At 69.2% G+C, this 16,043-nt stretch carries 15 protein-coding genes and 1 riboswitch; of the genes, 5 read left to right on the forward strand and 10 right to left on the reverse strand.

Features of this window, described 5'->3' with window-relative positions; all coding sequences use genetic code 11:
* The first annotated feature begins 40 nt into the window (after positions 1–40).
* From KY661_RS15095 to KY661_RS15110, 4 genes are read left to right on the forward strand one after another with little or no spacing between them, the layout of a single operon-like run.
* Positions 41–724: an HAD family hydrolase gene (locus KY661_RS15095; RefSeq protein ID WP_225410864.1), complete on the forward strand. Its 684-nt coding sequence runs from the start codon at positions 41–43 to the stop codon at positions 722–724.
* Entirely contained in the window at positions 715–1,524 is an 810-nt protein-coding gene (locus KY661_RS15100; protein ID WP_225410865.1) for an STM4013/SEN3800 family hydrolase, read from the forward strand. Before KY661_RS15095 ends, KY661_RS15100 begins: the two co-directional genes overlap by 10 nt.
* Positions 1,521–2,837 (forward strand): STM4012 family radical SAM protein, encoded by a 1,317-nt coding sequence (locus KY661_RS15105; RefSeq protein WP_225410866.1) that lies wholly within the window; start codon positions 1,521–1,523, stop codon positions 2,835–2,837. The genes KY661_RS15100 and KY661_RS15105 overlap by 4 nt, the downstream gene beginning before the upstream one ends.
* Entirely contained in the window at positions 2,834–3,712 is an 879-nt protein-coding gene (locus tag KY661_RS15110) for an STM4011 family radical SAM protein (protein ID WP_225410867.1), read from the forward strand. Before KY661_RS15105 ends, KY661_RS15110 begins: the two co-directional genes overlap by 4 nt.
* A 4-nt stretch (positions 3,713–3,716) precedes the next feature.
* Here KY661_RS15110 and KY661_RS15115 read toward each other — a convergent pair whose 3' ends face one another.
* Together KY661_RS15115 and KY661_RS15120 are read right to left on the reverse strand one after the other, a co-directional pair.
* On the reverse strand, positions 3,717–4,850 hold the full coding sequence (locus KY661_RS15115; protein WP_225410868.1) for an STM4014 family protein: 1,134 nt from the start codon (positions 4,848–4,850) through the stop codon (positions 3,717–3,719).
* Positions 4,851–4,856: 6 nt separating this feature from the next.
* The gene (locus tag KY661_RS15120; RefSeq protein ID WP_225410869.1) at positions 4,857–6,209 is read right to left on the reverse strand and encodes a WGR domain-containing protein; all 1,353 of its coding nucleotides are present in this window, start codon (positions 6,207–6,209) and stop codon (positions 4,857–4,859) included.
* Positions 6,210–6,383: 174 nt separating this feature from the next.
* Here KY661_RS15120 and KY661_RS15125 point away from each other — a divergent pair, with 174 nt between their 5' ends.
* Complete coding sequence (locus KY661_RS15125) at positions 6,384–7,232, forward strand: hypothetical protein (protein WP_225410870.1); 849 nt, start codon at positions 6,384–6,386, stop codon at positions 7,230–7,232.
* Positions 7,233–7,274: 42 nt separating this feature from the next.
* Here the strand turns inward: KY661_RS15125 and KY661_RS15130 are convergent, their stop codons facing one another.
* From KY661_RS15130 to KY661_RS15165, 8 genes are all read right to left on the reverse strand, one after another.
* On the reverse strand, positions 7,275–7,859 hold the full coding sequence (locus tag KY661_RS15130; protein ID WP_225410871.1) for a protease: 585 nt from the start codon (positions 7,857–7,859) through the stop codon (positions 7,275–7,277).
* A gap of 98 nt (positions 7,860–7,957) precedes the next feature.
* On the reverse strand, positions 7,958–9,058 hold the full coding sequence (locus KY661_RS15135) for a M35 family metallo-endopeptidase (RefSeq protein ID WP_225410872.1): 1,101 nt from the start codon (positions 9,056–9,058) through the stop codon (positions 7,958–7,960).
* A gap of 440 nt (positions 9,059–9,498) precedes the next feature.
* Positions 9,499–10,914 carry an adenosylhomocysteinase gene (ahcY, locus tag KY661_RS15140; RefSeq protein ID WP_225410873.1) on the reverse strand — a complete coding sequence of 472 codons (1,416 nt, stop codon included), beginning with the start codon at positions 10,912–10,914 and terminating at the stop codon, positions 9,499–9,501.
* Between the two features lie 70 nt (positions 10,915–10,984).
* Positions 10,985–11,052, reverse strand: a riboswitch (S-adenosyl-L-homocysteine riboswitch).
* Between the two features lie 95 nt (positions 11,053–11,147).
* Positions 11,148–11,705 (reverse strand): hypothetical protein, encoded by a 558-nt coding sequence (locus tag KY661_RS15145; RefSeq protein ID WP_225410874.1) that lies wholly within the window; start codon positions 11,703–11,705, stop codon positions 11,148–11,150.
* A gap of 107 nt (positions 11,706–11,812) precedes the next feature.
* Complete coding sequence (locus KY661_RS15150; RefSeq protein WP_225410973.1) at positions 11,813–13,651, reverse strand: ArnT family glycosyltransferase; 1,839 nt, start codon at positions 13,649–13,651, stop codon at positions 11,813–11,815.
* Complete coding sequence (locus tag KY661_RS15155; RefSeq protein ID WP_225410875.1) at positions 13,651–14,601, reverse strand: hypothetical protein; 951 nt, start codon at positions 14,599–14,601, stop codon at positions 13,651–13,653. Before KY661_RS15155 ends, KY661_RS15150 begins: the two co-directional genes overlap by 1 nt.
* A complete protein-coding gene (locus KY661_RS15160; protein ID WP_225410876.1) occupies positions 14,588–15,100 on the reverse strand; it encodes a hypothetical protein in 513 nt (170 codons plus the stop codon). Before KY661_RS15160 ends, KY661_RS15155 begins: the two co-directional genes overlap by 14 nt.
* Positions 15,101–15,120: 20 nt before the next feature.
* On the reverse strand, positions 15,121–16,041 hold the full coding sequence (locus tag KY661_RS15165) for a CarD family transcriptional regulator (protein WP_225410877.1): 921 nt from the start codon (positions 16,039–16,041) through the stop codon (positions 15,121–15,123).
* Positions 16,042–16,043: the final 2 nt, after the last annotated feature.

Genomic DNA, 16,043 nt, shown 5'->3' on the forward strand with positions numbered 1-16,043 from the left:
TGGGCGGCATATCCTGTCCTCCCTTGGGAGGAATGCCCGGATGCGGCCCCGGGCCGTCTTCTTCGACCTGGATGACACGCTGATCGACCGTGCGGGCGCCTTCGCGCGCTACGTGGACGGCCTCATCGCGCGTTACCCCGCCGCCTTCCCCCCGTCCCGCCGGGCCGCGCTGGTGTCGGACATTCACGCCTGGGACCGCCGGGGCGGCTCCGACCGGAGCGTGTTCTGCCACCAGGTGACGGCCGCGTGTCCGGGGTTGGGGCTCACCCCCGAGGCACTCTGGGAGGACATGTCCTCCCGGCTGCCGCGGCTGGTCGTCCCCGATGACGGGGTGTGTGCGTGGCTGAGCACGTTCACGGCCGGGCGGCCCGTGGCCGTGGTATCGAACGGCTCCGGCCGGGTGCAGCGCACGAAGCTGGCCCAGGCCCGGCTCGTGGAACTGTTGCCGGACGTCTTTCTCTCCGGGGAGGTGGGGGCGGAGAAGCCGGACCCCCGTATCTTCCAGGCGGCGCTTGCCCGGGTGGACCGCGCTCCCGGCGAGGTGCTTCACGTGGGAGACGACCCCGAGCGGGACATCGCCGGAGCGGCCCGCCTGGGGCTGGCGACCTGCTGGGTGTCCCATGGCCGCGAGTGGCCGCGGGAGCTGCCGCCACCCATGTTCACCGTGGAGCGCATGACCGCTCGCATCGAGGACTTCGCGGAGGTGCTCGCCCGATGGACATGACGACCGTGGTCGGCTCGCACGACCTGCTCCTGCTGACCCTGGACACCCTGCGCTACGACGTGGCCGAGGAACTCGCCGCGCGGGGAAGGACGCCGGTCCTCACCGCGCTGCTGCCGGGGGGCCGCTGGGAGCAGCGCCACTCACCCGCGAGCTTCACCTATGCCGCGCATCACGCCTTCTTCGCCGGGTTCCTGCCGACGCCGGTGGCCCCGGGGCTTCACCCCCGGTTGTTCGCCATGCGCTTCGAGGGCAGTGAGACGACAGCCCCGGGGACGTGCGTCTTCGATGCACCCGACCTCGTCACGGGGCTGGCCGGCCGGGGCTACCACACGCTCTGTATTGGAGGCGTGGGCTTCTTCAACAAGCTCAATCCCCTGGGCCGTGTGCTTCCCGGGCTCTTCGCGGAGAGTCACTGGCATCCTGAATTGGGCGTGAGAGAGCCTCACTCCACCCAGCATCAGGTGTCCCTGGCCGTGAGCCGCCTGGAGGCCCTGCCTCGCGAGCAGCGGGTCTTTCTCTTCCTGAACGTGTCGGCGCTGCACCAGCCCAACCGCCACTACCTGCCCGGCGCCACGCAGGACTCGCGGGCCTCGCATGCCGCAGCACTGGAGTATGTCGACGCCCAGCTCCCGCCCCTCTTCGCCGCCCTGCGGCGCCGGGGGCCCACCTTCTGTATCGTCTGCTCGGACCATGGCACCGCCTATGGGGAGGACGGCCATACCGGCCACCGCCTGGGCCACCCCGTCGTGTGGACGGTGCCCTATGCTGAGTTTCTGCTGCCTCGAGAGACCCCCCCATGACGCGCCTGGAGCAGATGCTGGAGGAGACGCCCTACGTGGCGTACCTCTATGGCTACCCGCACAAGACGGCCTACCGGCCGTTCTCGCCCGCGCTCCCGCTGGAGTCCGTCTGGGCGGAGGAGCGGCGCGAGGCGCTGTTCCTCTATCTGCATGTGCCTTTCTGCGAGATGCGCTGCGGCTTCTGTAACCTCTTCACCGCCGCAGGGCCGAGGCAGGACGTCGTGGAGGGGTACCTCGCCGCGCTGGGCCGCGAGACACGCCGGGTGAAGGAAGCCCTCGGGCCTGCCACCTTTGCCCGTGCCGCCCTCGGCGGGGGCACGCCCACGTTGCTGGATGTGGCCGGCCTGCACACGGTGTTCGACCTGGCCGAAGGGGTCATGGGCGCGGACCTGAGGAACATCCCCGTCTCCGTGGAGGTCTCTCCGGAGACCCTCGATGCCGGGAAGCTCCAGGCGCTGCACTCCCGGGGCGTGGACCGGGTGAGCATCGGCGTGCAGAGCTTCCTTGAGGCGGAGGTGGCGGCGGTGAAGCGGCCCCAGAAGACCGCCCAGGTGGAGGCCGCGCTGGAGCTCATCCGGAGCCTTCACTTTCCCACGCTCAACATCGATCTCATCTACGGCATGGAAGGGCAGACGGTGGACAGCCTGCTCTTCTCGCTGCGGGCCGCCCTGCGCTTCGCGCCCGAGGAGCTCTACCTCTATCCCCTGTACGTCCGGCCGCTCACCTTCCTGGGCAAGAAGGGCCGGGCGTGGGACGACCTGCGCCTGTCGCTCTACCGGGCCGGCCGCGATTTCCTGCTGTCGCAGGGCTACGCCCAGGTCTCCATGCGCATGTTCCGGGCGCGCCATGCGCCGGATTCACAGGGCCCCGTGTACCGGTGCCAGGAGGACGGCATGGTGGGGCTCGGGTGCGGGGCGCGCTCGTATACGCAGGGCGTGCACTACTCGTCCGAGTACGCGGTGGGCTCTCGCGAGGTGCGCTCCATCATCGCCGCGTACAGCGAGCGGACCGAGGCCTCCTTCGGCGAGGTGGGCTACGGCTTCCAGCTGGATGCCGGGGAGCAGCGCCGGAGGTACATGCTCCTGTCCCTGCTGGCGGACGGCGTGGACCTGGCGGTCTACCAGGAGCGCTTCCGGGCCAGCGCATGGGAGGACTTCCCGGAGCTGGCGGAGCTGGAGGCGCACGGCCTGGCCCGGCGGGGGGAGGGCAGGGTCCTGCTCACGCCGGAAGGGGTGGAGCGCTCGGACCTCATCGGCCCCTGGCTGCACTCGGGCGGGGTGCGCGAGCGGATGCAGGAGTACTCCTGGCGATGAAGCTCACCGTGCTCTACCGGGGCCCGCTGTCCAGCTGCAACTACGGCTGCGAGTACTGCCCCTTCGGCAAGTGGAAGCACACCGAGGAGGAACTGGCCCGGGACCGGGCGGACCTGGAGCGCTTCCTGGCCTGGGCGGAGTCGCGCACCCAGGACACGCTGGCCGTGTTCTTCACGCCCTGGGGCGAGGCCCTCATCTGGCCCTGGTATCAGGAGGCGCTCGCCCGGCTCACGCACCTGCCCCACGTGGAGCGGGCCGCGATTCAGACGAACCTCTCCTGCAAGCTGGACTGGGTCCCGCGCTGCAAGACGGAGAAGCTGGGCATCTGGGCTACCTATCACCCGGAGTGGGGCAAGCGCCGCCGCTTCGTTGCCCAGTGCGAGGCGCTGTCCGCGCTCGGTGTGCGTCACAGCGCGGGCATGGTGGGGTTCGTCCGCTTCGCCGAGGAGGCCGAGGCCCTGCGCCGCGAGCTACCGCCGGACACGTACCTGTGGATCAACGCCGTGAAGGACGGGAAGGAGAAGCCCTACACGCCCGAGGAGGTGGCCCGCTTCAGCCAGGTGGATCCGCTCTTCCCGGTGAATAACACGCGCCACCCCAGCCTGGGCCGCGCCTGCCGGGGAGGGGAGTCCGTCATCTCCGTGGACGGGGAGGGCACCGCGCGCCGGTGTCACTTCATCCCCGAGCCCATCGGCAACATCTATGCGCCGGACTTCGATGCGGCGTTGCAGCCCCGGCCCTGCTCGAAGCAGACCTGTGGGTGCCACATCGGTTACGTGCACCTGGAGTACCTGGAGCTGGACCGCGTCTTCGGCTCCGGCATCCTGGAGCGTGTCCCCACGGCGCCGCTCTGGAGGGCCCCGGCGGCCCCCTGAGGGCTCAGGCTCCGCGCAGGGCCTCGCGGATCTCCCACTCGTACACGCTGAGGCCGTCGCGCCACAGCCGGGGCAGCAGGTCTCCGAAGGCGTTGGCCTCCAGCACGCGGTGCCCCGTGAAGTGCTCCTCGTACATGAGGTCGATGCCCACGTGCAGGCAGCCGTGCGCGCGCGCCACGGTGCGGCAGCTCTCCATCGCATCCGCGAGCCGGTTCGGGGGCACCGCCGCGTGGAAGTCCTCCAGGTCGCCGCGCCAGCCGCCCAGGTGCAGGTTGGTGATGGGCCGGTGGCTCTGGCGCACCACCGTGAAGGCCGGCTCGCCGCGCACCATCAGCACCCGGCAGTCGAAGAAGTCTCCGCCCAGCCGGGCCTTGGGAATCGAGCGCTCGACCTGGGAGCCCTCGCGCAGCAGGAACGTCAGCACCTCGTCCACGCGCCGGGGCTCCTGAATACGGCGCACTTTCAACGAGTTGTACCAGCCCGTCTCCGCCTGCTCGATGGTGGTGACCAGCGACTCCGTGGAGCGCCCTCGCCGGAAGATGGCCAGGCACGAGGCGGACGAGCCGCACGACACCTTCACGAACACCTCGCGGCAGCCGGCCTCGTGCATCCGGGCCCGGAGGGACGCCACGTCCGTGACGCCTTCCAACGGTTCGGGCACGGGCACGCCCAGGGCCGCGTAGCGGCGCGAGGTGATGCGCTTGTCGAAGAGGTCCGCGATGGCCGCCGGAGGCTGGAGCACGCGCCAGCGGGGGCGCCGCGCGAAGAGGGCTTCCAGTTGCGCCAGGACCCGTAGGAAGCCCAGGTGGTGCTGCCGGGGACAGAGGATGCGCCCCAGGTCCAGGGGCAGGGCGTCCACCTCCTCCGGCGTCAGGACGGAGCACCCGTGCTCCAGCGCGTCCGCGTAGCCGCGCTTCAGCAGGGCCTTCTCCACCTCCCAGCTCTCTCCCGCCGAGTCGATGCGGACCATCGCCTCGGTGTCCGGGAGTTCCTCGAGCCGCCCTTCACGGGAGAGCAGCTCGCTCCAGGAGACCACGTGGGCTGGGGGGAGGCCCTGGCCCGCCAAGGCTTCCTGGAAGAGGGTGACCCGGCGGTTCTCCGCGTTGCCGATGAGGATGAACGGAGGGGCCACCGCCATCGCGGGCTACTCGCCTACCGCCGCATAGCGGTATTCCTCGTCGTACTCGCGCTGGTTGCCCGCGCTGACGGTGCCTGCCAGCTTCGCGACGAGCTTCTGCCCCGCCGGGGTGAGGGTGTTCTCCGTGACGTCCAGCTCCCGCAGGTGGGAGAAGGCCGCCGCGTGCTCCGCCAGGACACCTGCGCCCTTGTCGGACATGGTCCCCATGGACAGGTCCAGCGTTTCCAGCTGCGGGAGCACCTTCGCCGTGGGCAGCACCTCGCACAGCGCGTCCGTGAACTCCGAGTTGCGCAGGCCCAGCCGCTTCAGGTTCGGCACGCCCTTGCCTTCGAGCAGGGGCCGGATGTCCTTCACGCCCCCTTCCGCGCCGTAGTTCTCGCTGCCAAACCAGATCTCCAGCCGCTCCAGCTTGGGCCACTTCGCCGTGACGATGGACTTCACCGCGGACAGGGGCAGGCCACCGGTCTCCACGGTGAACTCACGCAGCTCGGGCAGGTGGAGCTTCCCCAGCTCCAGCGAAGCGCCCCGCAGCCGCAGCGTGCGCAGGGCCGGCAACACCTGGAGCAGGGGCGACACGTCGTTCAGGTGGGACCAGGAGATCTCCATCTCGTCCGGGTACTGGAAGTCTCCGATGAACAGATCCTGGATCGTCTTCGAGCCACCGGCCTCGGCGAGCTTCTCGATGACGCTGTCGTAGACGTTCTCACCATCGAACTCCGCCATGCCGATGGTGAGCCCCCGGAGGAACTTCGCCGAGGGGTGCGTGAGCAGCTCCAGCGCGGTGTCGGGAATGTCCCGGGTGGAGTCGTAGTCCTTCTTGGCCACGCGCGCGGAGCGGATGAAGCCCAGGTACCACTCCACCGAGAGCTCCTCATCCTCCACCGCCTCCGCCAGCTCCCCCAGAAAGTGCTCCTGGTGGGTCTTGAGGTGCACGGTGATCTTTCGCTTGAGGTTGCTGGCCTCCGTGCCGCTCGCCTGGGACAGCGCGTGCTGCAGGGCGATGAGCTCGCCCCGCGGATCGCCTTGCTCGCTCAGCCAGGTGCCGTAGGCGAGATACGCCTCGACGTTGTCTGGATCCGCGAGGATCGCGGCCTCCAGCGCCGGGTTGGTGGCGGACGGGGTGGCCTCGCCGTCACCGGCCTCCGCTCCGGCGTCCCCCGCAAGCTCGTAGCCCTTCTTTTCCTTCTCGCGGATGAGCTTGTCGTGCTCCTTTCGCGCCTCCGCTGAAGAGTCGAAGTGCTGGGTCTTCTCCTGCCCCTCGGTGCCGATGCGGCCCCAGCGGGTGGTGAAGGCGCTGCCGGAGAGGGTGATCTCCCAGAACTTGCTGGAACTGCCTTCCTTGAACTCGTACCGCGGCATGGGACGTCCTCGGGCCGTTGTGCCACGAGGACGCTAACCCGCCTTCTTTCGGAGCGGGGACGCTCTCTTCTCCCGTGCGCATCCCCGTGAAGGCGCCGCCTTAGGTTGACACGGCTGTAATTTTCGCGTATCACGGTCGTGAATAGCTGTTTTAAACAGGAAAAGAGGCGAATCATGGCCATTCGTCAGTGCTGGCTTCCCGTTGTTTTGACTGCCCTCTCGTGGGTGGGCTGTGGCGTGGTGGAGGAGGCGGAGGCCCCAGCCGAGGCGGCGCTTGCCACCGCTACGCAAGCCGCCAGCAGCAATGACTACCCAGGACCGTGTCAATCGGAGACGACGGTACCGGGCATGCCCCAATACCTGTCCTCGGACTACCACGGCCGAAACCCAGACACGCGCGTGGTCTACCTGCCGGACACGGGCCGCTTCCGCCTGGGCATCTCCTGCGTGGGAACCGGGTTCATCGTCATCCGGATTGGCCCCGACTCGGCCCTGTGCCAGAACCTGGGCAAGTGTGAGCAGTGGCAGCTCGCCACCCTCACCGAGTGGGATGTGAACTGGGTGCAGAGCAACTTCCCCGCCCAGGTTCCCTTCAAGCACATCTGCACGAAGCACGGCTTCGGCTGGTATGACGCCCTGGGCGTGCCGCAGGGGACGTACCTAGCGGTGGCGCGTTCGGACAGTGGGCTCTTCGGCGCCGTCGATGGCCATGGGACCATGGACACGTACGCCTACACGGGCAATGGCGGCGCTTACCAGCCGGTGAACTGCGCGCGTCCGACGGTCTGTGGGGACGGTATCTGCAACTGGTGGAACGAGAGCTGTGACTCGTGCTCCCAGGACTGTGGCACCTGTTCGGTCTGCGGAGATGGCATCTGCGGCCAGAACGAGAGCTGCTTCTCGTGCACCGAGGACTGCGGCTTCTGCCCGGATCCCGGTGGCTGCCTCGAGCCTTTCCCCACGGGGAAGGATGCGAGCCTCCGGCCGCCGGACTGCTACCCGACGGCCCAGTCCCAGAAGTGATTCAGCAGGGGCGCGCGGACTTCGGACGCGCCCCGTTTCTTCTCAGCCGGCGGTGAGCACCGTCTCGACCGCCGGGCAGCGGATCTCGACGGACTGGAACGCGTCCATCTTCCGGGGCACGTCCGCCTGGGACGTGACCAGGTCCATCAAGGTGCCCCGGAACGCGATGCGGTACGTGCCGGGCTGCGTGAAGTCATACGCCAGCGACACATCGACCTGCGCCTCCTGGGAGCCGCCCGGGGCGAGGGGGGCGTAGGCCTCCGCGCTGGGGTCCGCGCGCTTCACCATCGGCCCCTGGTAGGGAACCTCGGTCCCGTCGCGGCTCACCTCCAGGAAGTTGTTGCGCAGCCCTTCCAGCGGCGTGTGCCACTTCAGCGCGTACACGGTCTGGGCTGTGGGGTTGATCAGCTTGAAGCGGAGCTCCACGGGGACGCCCACCTTGAGCCGGGGGGGCACGCTCATCTCGCACGTCAGGGAAGGGGCCACGGGGGTTCCTTGGGGCTCAGCGGCCGCCGTCTGCTGGGGAGGGGGGGGCGTGGGGGTGGTCTCCTCCTTGCGTGAGGCACACGCGCCCGCGCCGAACGCCAGGCAGGACAGGGCGAGCCAAGGGACATGTCTCCGGTTCATCGCGTCTCCAGGGGGCCCGGGGAGGGCCACCCGCGAAAAAGAAAAACGGGGGCGTTTCCGCCCCCGTTGCTCACTACCCGAGAACCGCCGCTTGCGCGTCAGTTCTGTGCGGGAGTGTTCTCGGCGAAGTACTCGTGGCTGTCGGCGTTATCCAGGGCGTTCTTGGGGTTGGTGGTCGCCAGGCGCTTGGCGGCGGTGTGGCCGTAGGCGTGGTCGTCGGTACCGGCCACCACGTTGAAGTGGCTCATCTCGTGGACCAGCGTGCCGCCCTTGGAGTCCGTGCCCGTCATCGGCGCGCCCCAGAACGCGTTGCACACGTAAATCTTGTAGGGCTGGGAGGGGTACACGTAGGCGTAGGCGCTGTCCGTGCAGCCGCAGTCGACCACCACCGACTTGGTGTCGAAGGCGCTCTTGATGGCGCTGAAGTGCGACTTGGCCGTGTTCCAGTTGGTGCTGCTGTAGGCACCGAACCAGGTGGTGTAGCGCGGGGTGCCGCCGGGCGTGGTGTTGGTGAGGTAGCTGAGCGAGTTGTTCGCCATCGACTGGGCCGCGGAGAACGCGCTGGTGATGTCCGTCTTCCGGGAGGCGCTGCAGTTGGTCGAGGTCGTCAGGCCCTGGGCGCGGATATCCTGCGCCTCGTAGCCGTTCTCGCGGCCCGGACGGCCTTCGATCCACAGGGAGACGCTGTTGGAGGCGAAGGAGTCGTGGAGCGCGGGGCTCTCGGCGTGGTGCGAGCCGGAGAAGCTCACGGCGTAGTTGCCGCTGCGGGACAGGTCATACGCGTCCGACAGGCCCACCGTGCGGGTGAGGCTCTCGCCGGGGGCCAGCGTGAGGAAGTCCTCGGCGCGGGGGGCCGCGCGCTTGTAGTGGCGGCCGGTGTACTCCACGGGGGCGCCGTTGAGCGTCACCTCGAGCAGGTCGTCCTTGAGGCCATCCACCGGCGTGTGCCAGGACAGCAGGCTCACCGCGCGGTGGGAGACGTTGGTGAGGGTGATGGTGACGCTCACCTCGCTCTGGGCGCCGAAGGAAGACGTCCCGGCGGACAGCCGCGCGGAGATGTCACCCGCGGTGGCCTCCGGAGCGCTGAGCTCCGTGGACTCTCCGGCCGTCTCCTGCGGGGCGCCACAGGCACCCAGCAGCGACAGACCGGTCACCGCACCCACCAGCCACTGACGACGACCACCCAGGCTCTTGCTCATGTCGGACTTCCTTTCGGGGGATACACTGCGACGCGGAGCGGCTCTCGCGTTCCGCGGAAACAGAAGGAAAATGCATGTATTCTGAGAAAGCAATATTTATTATTGTTACGGTCAGAACGTCGAATGCTGTTTGAAGCGCAAGTGGTGAAGGCCTGGGCGATGTCTGACTTCTGGCTTGCTCATCGCGGACTTTCTTTCCGGCGGGACGCGGCGAAGGGGCGTCCCCCACGCCTCTCGTTGTGCCTATCCGGGAAATTCAATGAAAGTGGGAGAGCTGCGCTTTCTCGGCTTGTTGGTGGGTTCTCGATGTTGCCGTGAGCGCAAGCCTGCCCGGAGGGGACAGGGCGGTGTCCGCCGGTCAAAAGCCGCCGGAGGAAATGAAAAAGCCCCCACCCCGGCGCAGAGCGGGGAGGGGGCCTGAAGGCGAAACGGGGAGCGGCTTAGTACCGGTAGTGGTCGCTCTTGTAGGGACCGCTCTTGGCCACGCCGATGTACTTGGCCTGGTCATCGGTGAGGTCGGTCAGCATGGCGCCCAGCTTCTGGAGCTGCAGGCGGGCCACCTTCTCATCCAGGTGCCGCGGCAGCATGTACACGCCCGGCTTGTACTTGCCCTTGTTGGCGAAGATCTCCACCTGCGCCAGCACCTGGTTGGCGAAGGACGAGCTCATCACGTAGCTGGGGTGGCCGGTGCCGCAGCCCAGGTTCACCAGCCGGCCCTCGGCCAGCAGGATGATGCGCTTGTTGTCCGGGAAGATGATGTGGTCGACCTGCGGCTTGATGTTCTCCCACTTGTACTGCTTGAGCTCGGCGATCTCGATCTCGTTGTCGAAGTGGCCGATGTTGCACACGATGGCGTTGTGCTTCATCCGCTTCATGTGCTCGTGGGTGATGACGCGGTAGTTGCCGGTGGCCGTGACGAAGATGTCGGCCTTGTCCGCCGCGTAGTCCATGGTGACGACGCGGTAGCCCTCCATCGCCGCCTGGAGCGCGCAGATGGGATCGATCTCCGTCACCCACACCTGGGCCTGGAGGCCGCGCAGCGCCTGCGCCGAGCCCTTGCCCACCTCGCCGTAGCCGGCCACCACGGCCACCTTGCCGGCGATCATCACGTCCGTGGCGCGCTTGATGCCGTCCACCAGCGACTCGCGGCAGCCATAGATGTTGTCGAACTTGGACTTGGTGACCGAGTCGTTGACGTTGATGGCCGGGAACTTCAGGCGGCCTTCCTTCGCCATCTGGTAGAGGCGATGCACGCCCGTGGTGGTCTCCTCGGTGACGCCCTGGATGCTCTGGGCCGTCTTCGAGTACCAGCCCGGGTGGGTCTCCAGGCGCTTCTTGATGGCGGCGAAGAGAACCGTCTCCTCCTCGCTGCCCGGGTTGGCCAGGACCGACGGATCCTTCTCGGCCTGCGCGCCCAGGTGGACGAGCAGCGTCGCGTCGCCGCCGTCATCGAGGATCATGTTGGGCGAGCCGCCGTCGGCCCACTCGAAGATGCGGTGGGTGTAGTCCCAGTACTCCTCCAGCGACTCGCCCTTGTAGGCGAACACCGGCGTGCCGTTGGCGGCGATGGCCGCCGCGGCATGGTCCTGCGTGGAGAAGATGTTGCAGGAGGCCCAGCGGACCTCCGCGCCGATGGCCTCCAGCGTCTGGATGAGCACCGCGGTCTGGATGGTCATGTGCAGCGAGCCCGCGACGCGCGCGCCCTTGAGGGGCTGCGTCTTGGCGAACTCGTCGCGGATGGCCATCAGACCGGGCATCTCGGTCTCGGCGATGGCGATCTCCTTGCGGCCCCAGTCCGCCAGCGAGATGTCGGCGACCTTGTAGTCGGTGAACTTCTTGTCCGTGACGACCCTCATGTATTGCTCCTGAATAGGACGGAGCTGGGGCTTTTGAGGGGTGGGCTCGCCACCCGGGCCACCAGCCACGAGTCAGCGAGCGCCGTTACATGAACCTGAGCCTGGCGGGAAGTCCCCGTTGCAGCGCTCCTCAGGTTGGAAGGCAACCCTAGCGCAAGCGGGTCCATTTCTCCAGAGGCGCCTGAGGCGGGGGAGCGTCCCTGCGCCCGGTGCCAGGGACTCCCCCGGAGGGCTCAGGTGCCGCCGTCTTCCGGCGGGGCCGCCTCGAGGGCGTCCGGGGGCGGGGCCTCCGTGCCGTCGGTCACCTCGCCCTGCTGTCCGACGACGCCCCCCGTGACGGGCGCGACATCGTCCTCCGGGGTGAACTCGAGCTGCTCGACGAAGGCCTGGCCGTGGAGGCGGAAGTCCATGCCGGACACGTTGGGCCGGTCCCGGAGCTCATAGAGCTGCTGGGCCACGGAGCCCGCGGGGATGCGCTGGTCCGAGAAGATGACGTAGAGCTTCACCGGCCCTTCCTGCGCCGGGATGCGGAAGCTCGTGTTGGCGATGGGGCGCCCCGTCTCGCATTTGATGGAGCGGTTCTCGCGCGTCATCGTGAGCTGCCGGATGACGCCCTTCTGGGAGACCGTGTAGAGCAGGCAGTAGGGAAGCTGCCCGTCGTGGGGAATCACCTCCAGGGTCGAGCCGCTCACGCGCCGGAGCTCCGCCCGGGCCGTGGAGCCCTCCTTTCCCTCCCGGTTGCAGCCCACTGCCAGTACCAACACCGCCGCGGCCCATGGCCATCGCGTCATGTGTCCCCTCCCTGTGAGGCCAATGTATGTCCGCGGGGGCCTTCTCCCCGCAAAGGCCGTGATTCGGAGCAGGGGGGCCGTTTCCTGGCGAACTTTGATACGCCGCGTCAGGCGCCCGGCCGTTGGTAGACGATGATGTGCGGCGTCTCGTCCACGTAGAGCCCGGTGACGGGCGTCCGCGTGCCGAAGGCCTGCCAGATCTCGAACTCCTGGTAGCGGAACTCCTGGTGGTATTGGTACGCGACGAGGTCCGCCTCGAAGGGGCTCCACACCGCCTGGATGTCGGGCCGCAGCATGCCGTTGCGCTGGTAGTCACGCACCGAGTAGCCCGTCACCTCGTGGAAGTAGACCCGCGCCCCGGGCTTCGCGTTCGCGTTGATCCACGGCAGCACGCCCGTCACGTGGCTGGACCAGAACTGGCGCTGCATGCCCAGCGAGGCCGCCCCGGGCACGCCCCCCGCGAGCTCCGAGTAGAAGCCCGTGCCGTAGGGGAACACCCGCACGAGCCCCACGAGCGCCGGCAGCATCAGCAGGGCGAACACGGGCGCCTGGAGCGCCCAGGCGGGCAGGGTGGGGCGGTGGGCCCGGAGCCGCTCGAGCAGGGCGTTGCAGCCGCGCACCACCGCGGCCCCCGCCAGCAGCCCGAGGAACGCCATGGAGGGAATCCAGTGCTTCACCCCGCCGAAGTGGGGCACCTGGGGGTGGCTGATGATGAGGAGGGAGGCCACCGCGTTCACGGCCACCAGGGCCTCGGACAGGGACGGCGGCTGCACCCAGGCGCGCGTGCGGGACGACAGGCTCAGCAGGGCCCGGCCCACCACCGCGAGCCAGCCCGTCACCATGGGGGCAAAGAGGCTCGTGGGCACGGTGAGCGCCGTCTTCACCAGCACGTACGCCAGGGGGAAGGGTGGCGCGCGGAGCAGCTCGCCCAGGTAGAACCACGGGTAGTGCTCGTGATGGGCGTGGAAGGCGAGGTACCAGGCCGCGCGCTCCACCGGGTGGTGCCAGAGGTAGGGCCAGTGCAGGTAGAAGAGCACGGGCCCCGCCACCGCGAAGGCGGCGAGGGGCAGCAGCGCCCGGGCCGTGGGCGCGTGGGTGCGGTACAGCCCGAGGAGCACCCAGGCCGCGCCCCCGCCCATGGCCACGAAGAGCAGCACGTGGGGGCTTAGCAGGAAGAACTTCCGCACGAAGCCCTCGGGCCCCAGCGCCACGAAGAGCAGGCCATAGAGCAGCGCGGTGGCGGAGAACACGCCCACGAAGCGCCCGAGCCCCTCGCGGGCCGCGGGTTCATGCGCGCTCTCCGTCCATGCGCGCCAGAGCGCGAAGGGGGCCAGGACGAAGGGCAGGAAGAGCGCGTTGTGCTTGGTGGCGAGCGCCAGCCCGAAGAGGAGGCCGCTCCAGAAGCCCCAGCGCACATCCTCCAGGGCGCGCCAGAAGGCGTAGACCACGAGCAGCCACATGGCCACCACGGGCAGGTCGAAGCACGCCAGCTCCGCGTTGAACGCATGGCGGGGAACGAGCAGGAAGCTGAGGGCGGCGAAGAGCCCCGCGGCGCGCCCGTAGAGCGCGCTGCCCAGCAGGAACAGGAGCGAGGGCACCGAGGCCGACAGGAGCAGGGCGGGCAGGCGGAGGGCGGTGGCGGGCCGCAGCCACCCCAGCGTCTCGTGGAAGAGCAGCTGCGAGAGCCCGAAGAGCTGCTTCATGAGCACCGGGTGCTCGTGGTTGATGTCGTACGCGCGGACGATGGCCGTGTCCGTGAGCGCCGTGGTGGGCGCGTGGAAGAGCAGGCGGAACCAGTTCGCGTAGCTCTCCGCGGCGGCGAAGTAGATGCCCTCGTCCCGCACGAAGCCCACCGCGCGCTCGGCCAGCAGCAGGGCCACGAACGCCAGCAGCCCCAGGCCCCAGGCCAGGCGCCGCTCCTCGCGTGTCGGAGCCCGTCCGAGCATCACGTCCCGCCTCCCGCGGGCCCCAGCGCGGACACGTCCAGGCACACCTGCCGGCTCTCCGCGCGGGTGGCCTGGGTCCAGACCTTCACGGTGCGCGGCGCACCCGGGGGCAGGGTCCGCTCCGCCTGCTGCACGCCTTCCAGTCCGGGCGGCAGGGCGATCTCCAGCAGCCGCTCGCGGGTTTGCGCGTCGTCCACGCCCATCCGCGTGGGGGAGAGGGCTGGGGATTTGCGCACGGCGGCCTCGGCGATGAGGCCTCCTTCCAGCCGGAGCCCCGTGCCCCCGGGCACCCCGTCGAACTCCGCCACCAGCCGCCCGGCCCCGCCCGGCGGGTGCATCCACAGGCAGCGGCGGGGGGCGTAGTGGAACTCATGCCACTCGGGCGCCATATAAAGGTAGGGCGCTCCCGGGCAGCGGTAGGCCTGGCCGTTGAAGGGGCACGGCTGGCGCTGGCCCTCCGGGGACTCCAGGTAGACGCGGGCGGTGGCGAAGGCCTGGAGGGCGCTCCAGCGCCGCGGCCGGTACCGGCCATTCGTGTAGGGCGTCAGCGTGAGCGGGCCGGCCTGGAAGCGTTCGCCCGCCACGGTGCGGCCCGGCAGGAACGCCTCCTGAAAGGCCGCTGCATCCGCCCGGGGCAGCTCCGGCTGGGCCAGCACCCAGATGCGCGGATGGTCTTTCAGGTCCTCACGGTCCGAGCCCCAGTGGCCGTACACGGGGACTTCCGGAAGCACGAACAGCCGGGCGCGCTCCGTCCACCCAGGGAAGAGCAGCACGGCGTCCCCGGGGCGCAGCTGGGCCTGGAGGTGCTCGCGCACGGCGCGGTGGTCCGCCTCCGTGGGGAGCCGTCCGGGAAGCCGCAGCTGGAAGACGAGGCACAGCACCGCCACGAGCAGCAGCCCTCCCAGCTCCACCCGGGGGAGGGCGCGCAGGGTGCGGCTAGGACTTGGCAAGGCGGATCTTCTGCTCACTTTTCTCGCGGCAGAAGGTACAGAAGCTCGCTTCGCCCGCGGAGAACGACGGCGTCCAGGGCGGGTACATGGCGCAGCGCGGATCCAGGCAGTGGTGCAGCTCCCACAGGTGCCCCAGCTGGTGCAGCGCGTGCCGGGAGACGGCCTTGAGGCCCGCCTCCAGGTCCTTGTGGCCGTGGGTGGAGATGATCGCCCGGTCCTTGCCGAACCGCGCGAAGCCGTGCGTGGGCGCCGTCCCGCTGGGCAGCTGCCGGTCCTTCAGCTTGCGCGAGGTGAGGACCAGGACCTTGTCGTCCTTGTAGGCCCGCACGCCCTTGAGCTGCTCCAGCACCTTCTCGGCATCCAAGGGATCGGACTGGCCGGAGGGCAGCTCCACGCTGCCCGAGTTCTCGCTGCCCACGCCGAACGCCGTGTAGAGCGTGCGGCTGAACTTGGCCAGCAGCTTGTCATCGAAGGGGTCCAGCGTCACCACGCGAATCACGGGCAATCACCTCGGCGGAACTACTCGGTTTCACCCTCGGGCTTCTTCTTGGGCGGACGGCCCCGCTTCTTGGGCGCGGCGGGCGCGGCGGCCTCGCCCTCCGGCTTGGGCTTGGGCGGGCGGCCCCGCTTCTTGGGCGCGGCGGCCTCGGCGGCCTCGCCCTCCGGCTTGGGCTTGGGGGGACGGCCCCGCTTGCGCTTCGGGGGCTCGCCCTCCGCGCCCTCTTCCGCGGCGGGAGCGGCCTTCTTGGGGGCGCCCTCCTCGTCCTCGTCTCCGGCGGCTTCCTCGGACTCGGAGGACTCCTCCTCGGGCGGGGCCTCTTCCTCCTCGGCGGGCAGGTCCAGGTCGCCTTCGAGCCCCAGCAGGTCGCCTTCGAGCCCCAGGTCCTCGTCGTCCTCGCCGCGCGTCTTGAACTCCGCCGCGGTGCGCTTGGGGCGCTCCTTGCCCGGCGGGAACAGGACGATGTCGATGGAGTCCTCGGCGTTGACCTCGGGAATGCTCAGCGCGGCGGCCACCTCGCTGACGAGCAGGTGCCGGGCGTTGTCGTAGAGCTCCCGCTCCTTGGTGGGCAGCGGCCGCAGCTCGCTGAGCACCTGGAGCCCCTTGACGACCTCGGCCAGGCCGAGGATGCCGCCCTGGGTCATCCGGTCCAGGTTGGTGCGGGCGCGCTGCTTCCAGTCCAGGTCGGCCTTGTCACTGTCCGACCGGAGGAAGGCGTAGATCTGCTCGACCTCTTCAGGGCCAGCCACTTTGCGCACGCCAATGGCCTGTACCTTGGCCTGGGGCACCATCACCACCGCGCCGTCCTCTTCCCGGCGCATGGTGACGAACGTGAGCTTCTGACCGGCCACCTCTTTCACTTCGATGGCCGAGATGAGGCACACCCCCTGGTTGGGGTACACCACTCGGTCACCGACGGAGAGCTGGAGTCCTTCTGGCATGT

The organism is Allostigmatella hybrida (assembly GCF_020103775.1).
Lineage (GTDB): Bacteria > Myxococcota > Myxococcia > Myxococcales > Myxococcaceae > Hyalangium > Hyalangium aurantiaca.

What these genes read in the sequence shown, in the direction of transcription:
- KY661_RS15095 (WP_225410864.1), top strand. Translation starts at nt 41, where the DNA reads ATGCGGCCCCGGGCCGTCTTCTTCGACCTGGATGACACGCTGATCGAC.
- KY661_RS15100 (WP_225410865.1), top strand. Translation starts at nt 715, where the DNA reads ATGGACATGACGACCGTGGTCGGCTCGCACGACCTGCTCCTGCTGACC.
- KY661_RS15105 (WP_225410866.1), top strand. Translation starts at nt 1,521, where the DNA reads ATGACGCGCCTGGAGCAGATGCTGGAGGAGACGCCCTACGTGGCGTAC.
- KY661_RS15110 (WP_225410867.1), top strand. Translation starts at nt 2,834, where the DNA reads ATGAAGCTCACCGTGCTCTACCGGGGCCCGCTGTCCAGCTGCAACTAC.
- KY661_RS15115 (WP_225410868.1), bottom strand. Translation starts at nt 4,850, where the DNA reads ATGGCGGTGGCCCCTCCGTTCATCCTCATCGGCAACGCGGAGAACCGC.
- KY661_RS15120 (WP_225410869.1), bottom strand. Translation starts at nt 6,209, where the DNA reads ATGCCGCGGTACGAGTTCAAGGAAGGCAGTTCCAGCAAGTTCTGGGAG.
- KY661_RS15125 (WP_225410870.1), top strand. Translation starts at nt 6,384, where the DNA reads ATGGCCATTCGTCAGTGCTGGCTTCCCGTTGTTTTGACTGCCCTCTCG.
- KY661_RS15130 (WP_225410871.1), bottom strand. Translation starts at nt 7,859, where the DNA reads ATGAACCGGAGACATGTCCCTTGGCTCGCCCTGTCCTGCCTGGCGTTC.
- KY661_RS15135 (WP_225410872.1), bottom strand. Translation starts at nt 9,058, where the DNA reads ATGAGCAAGAGCCTGGGTGGTCGTCGTCAGTGGCTGGTGGGTGCGGTG.
- ahcY (WP_225410873.1), bottom strand. Translation starts at nt 10,914, where the DNA reads ATGAGGGTCGTCACGGACAAGAAGTTCACCGACTACAAGGTCGCCGAC.
- KY661_RS15145 (WP_225410874.1), bottom strand. Translation starts at nt 11,705, where the DNA reads ATGACGCGATGGCCATGGGCCGCGGCGGTGTTGGTACTGGCAGTGGGC.
- KY661_RS15150 (WP_225410973.1), bottom strand. Translation starts at nt 13,651, where the DNA reads ATGCTCGGACGGGCTCCGACACGCGAGGAGCGGCGCCTGGCCTGGGGC.
- KY661_RS15165 (WP_225410877.1), bottom strand. Translation starts at nt 16,041, where the DNA reads ATGCCAGAAGGACTCCAGCTCTCCGTCGGTGACCGAGTGGTGTACCCC.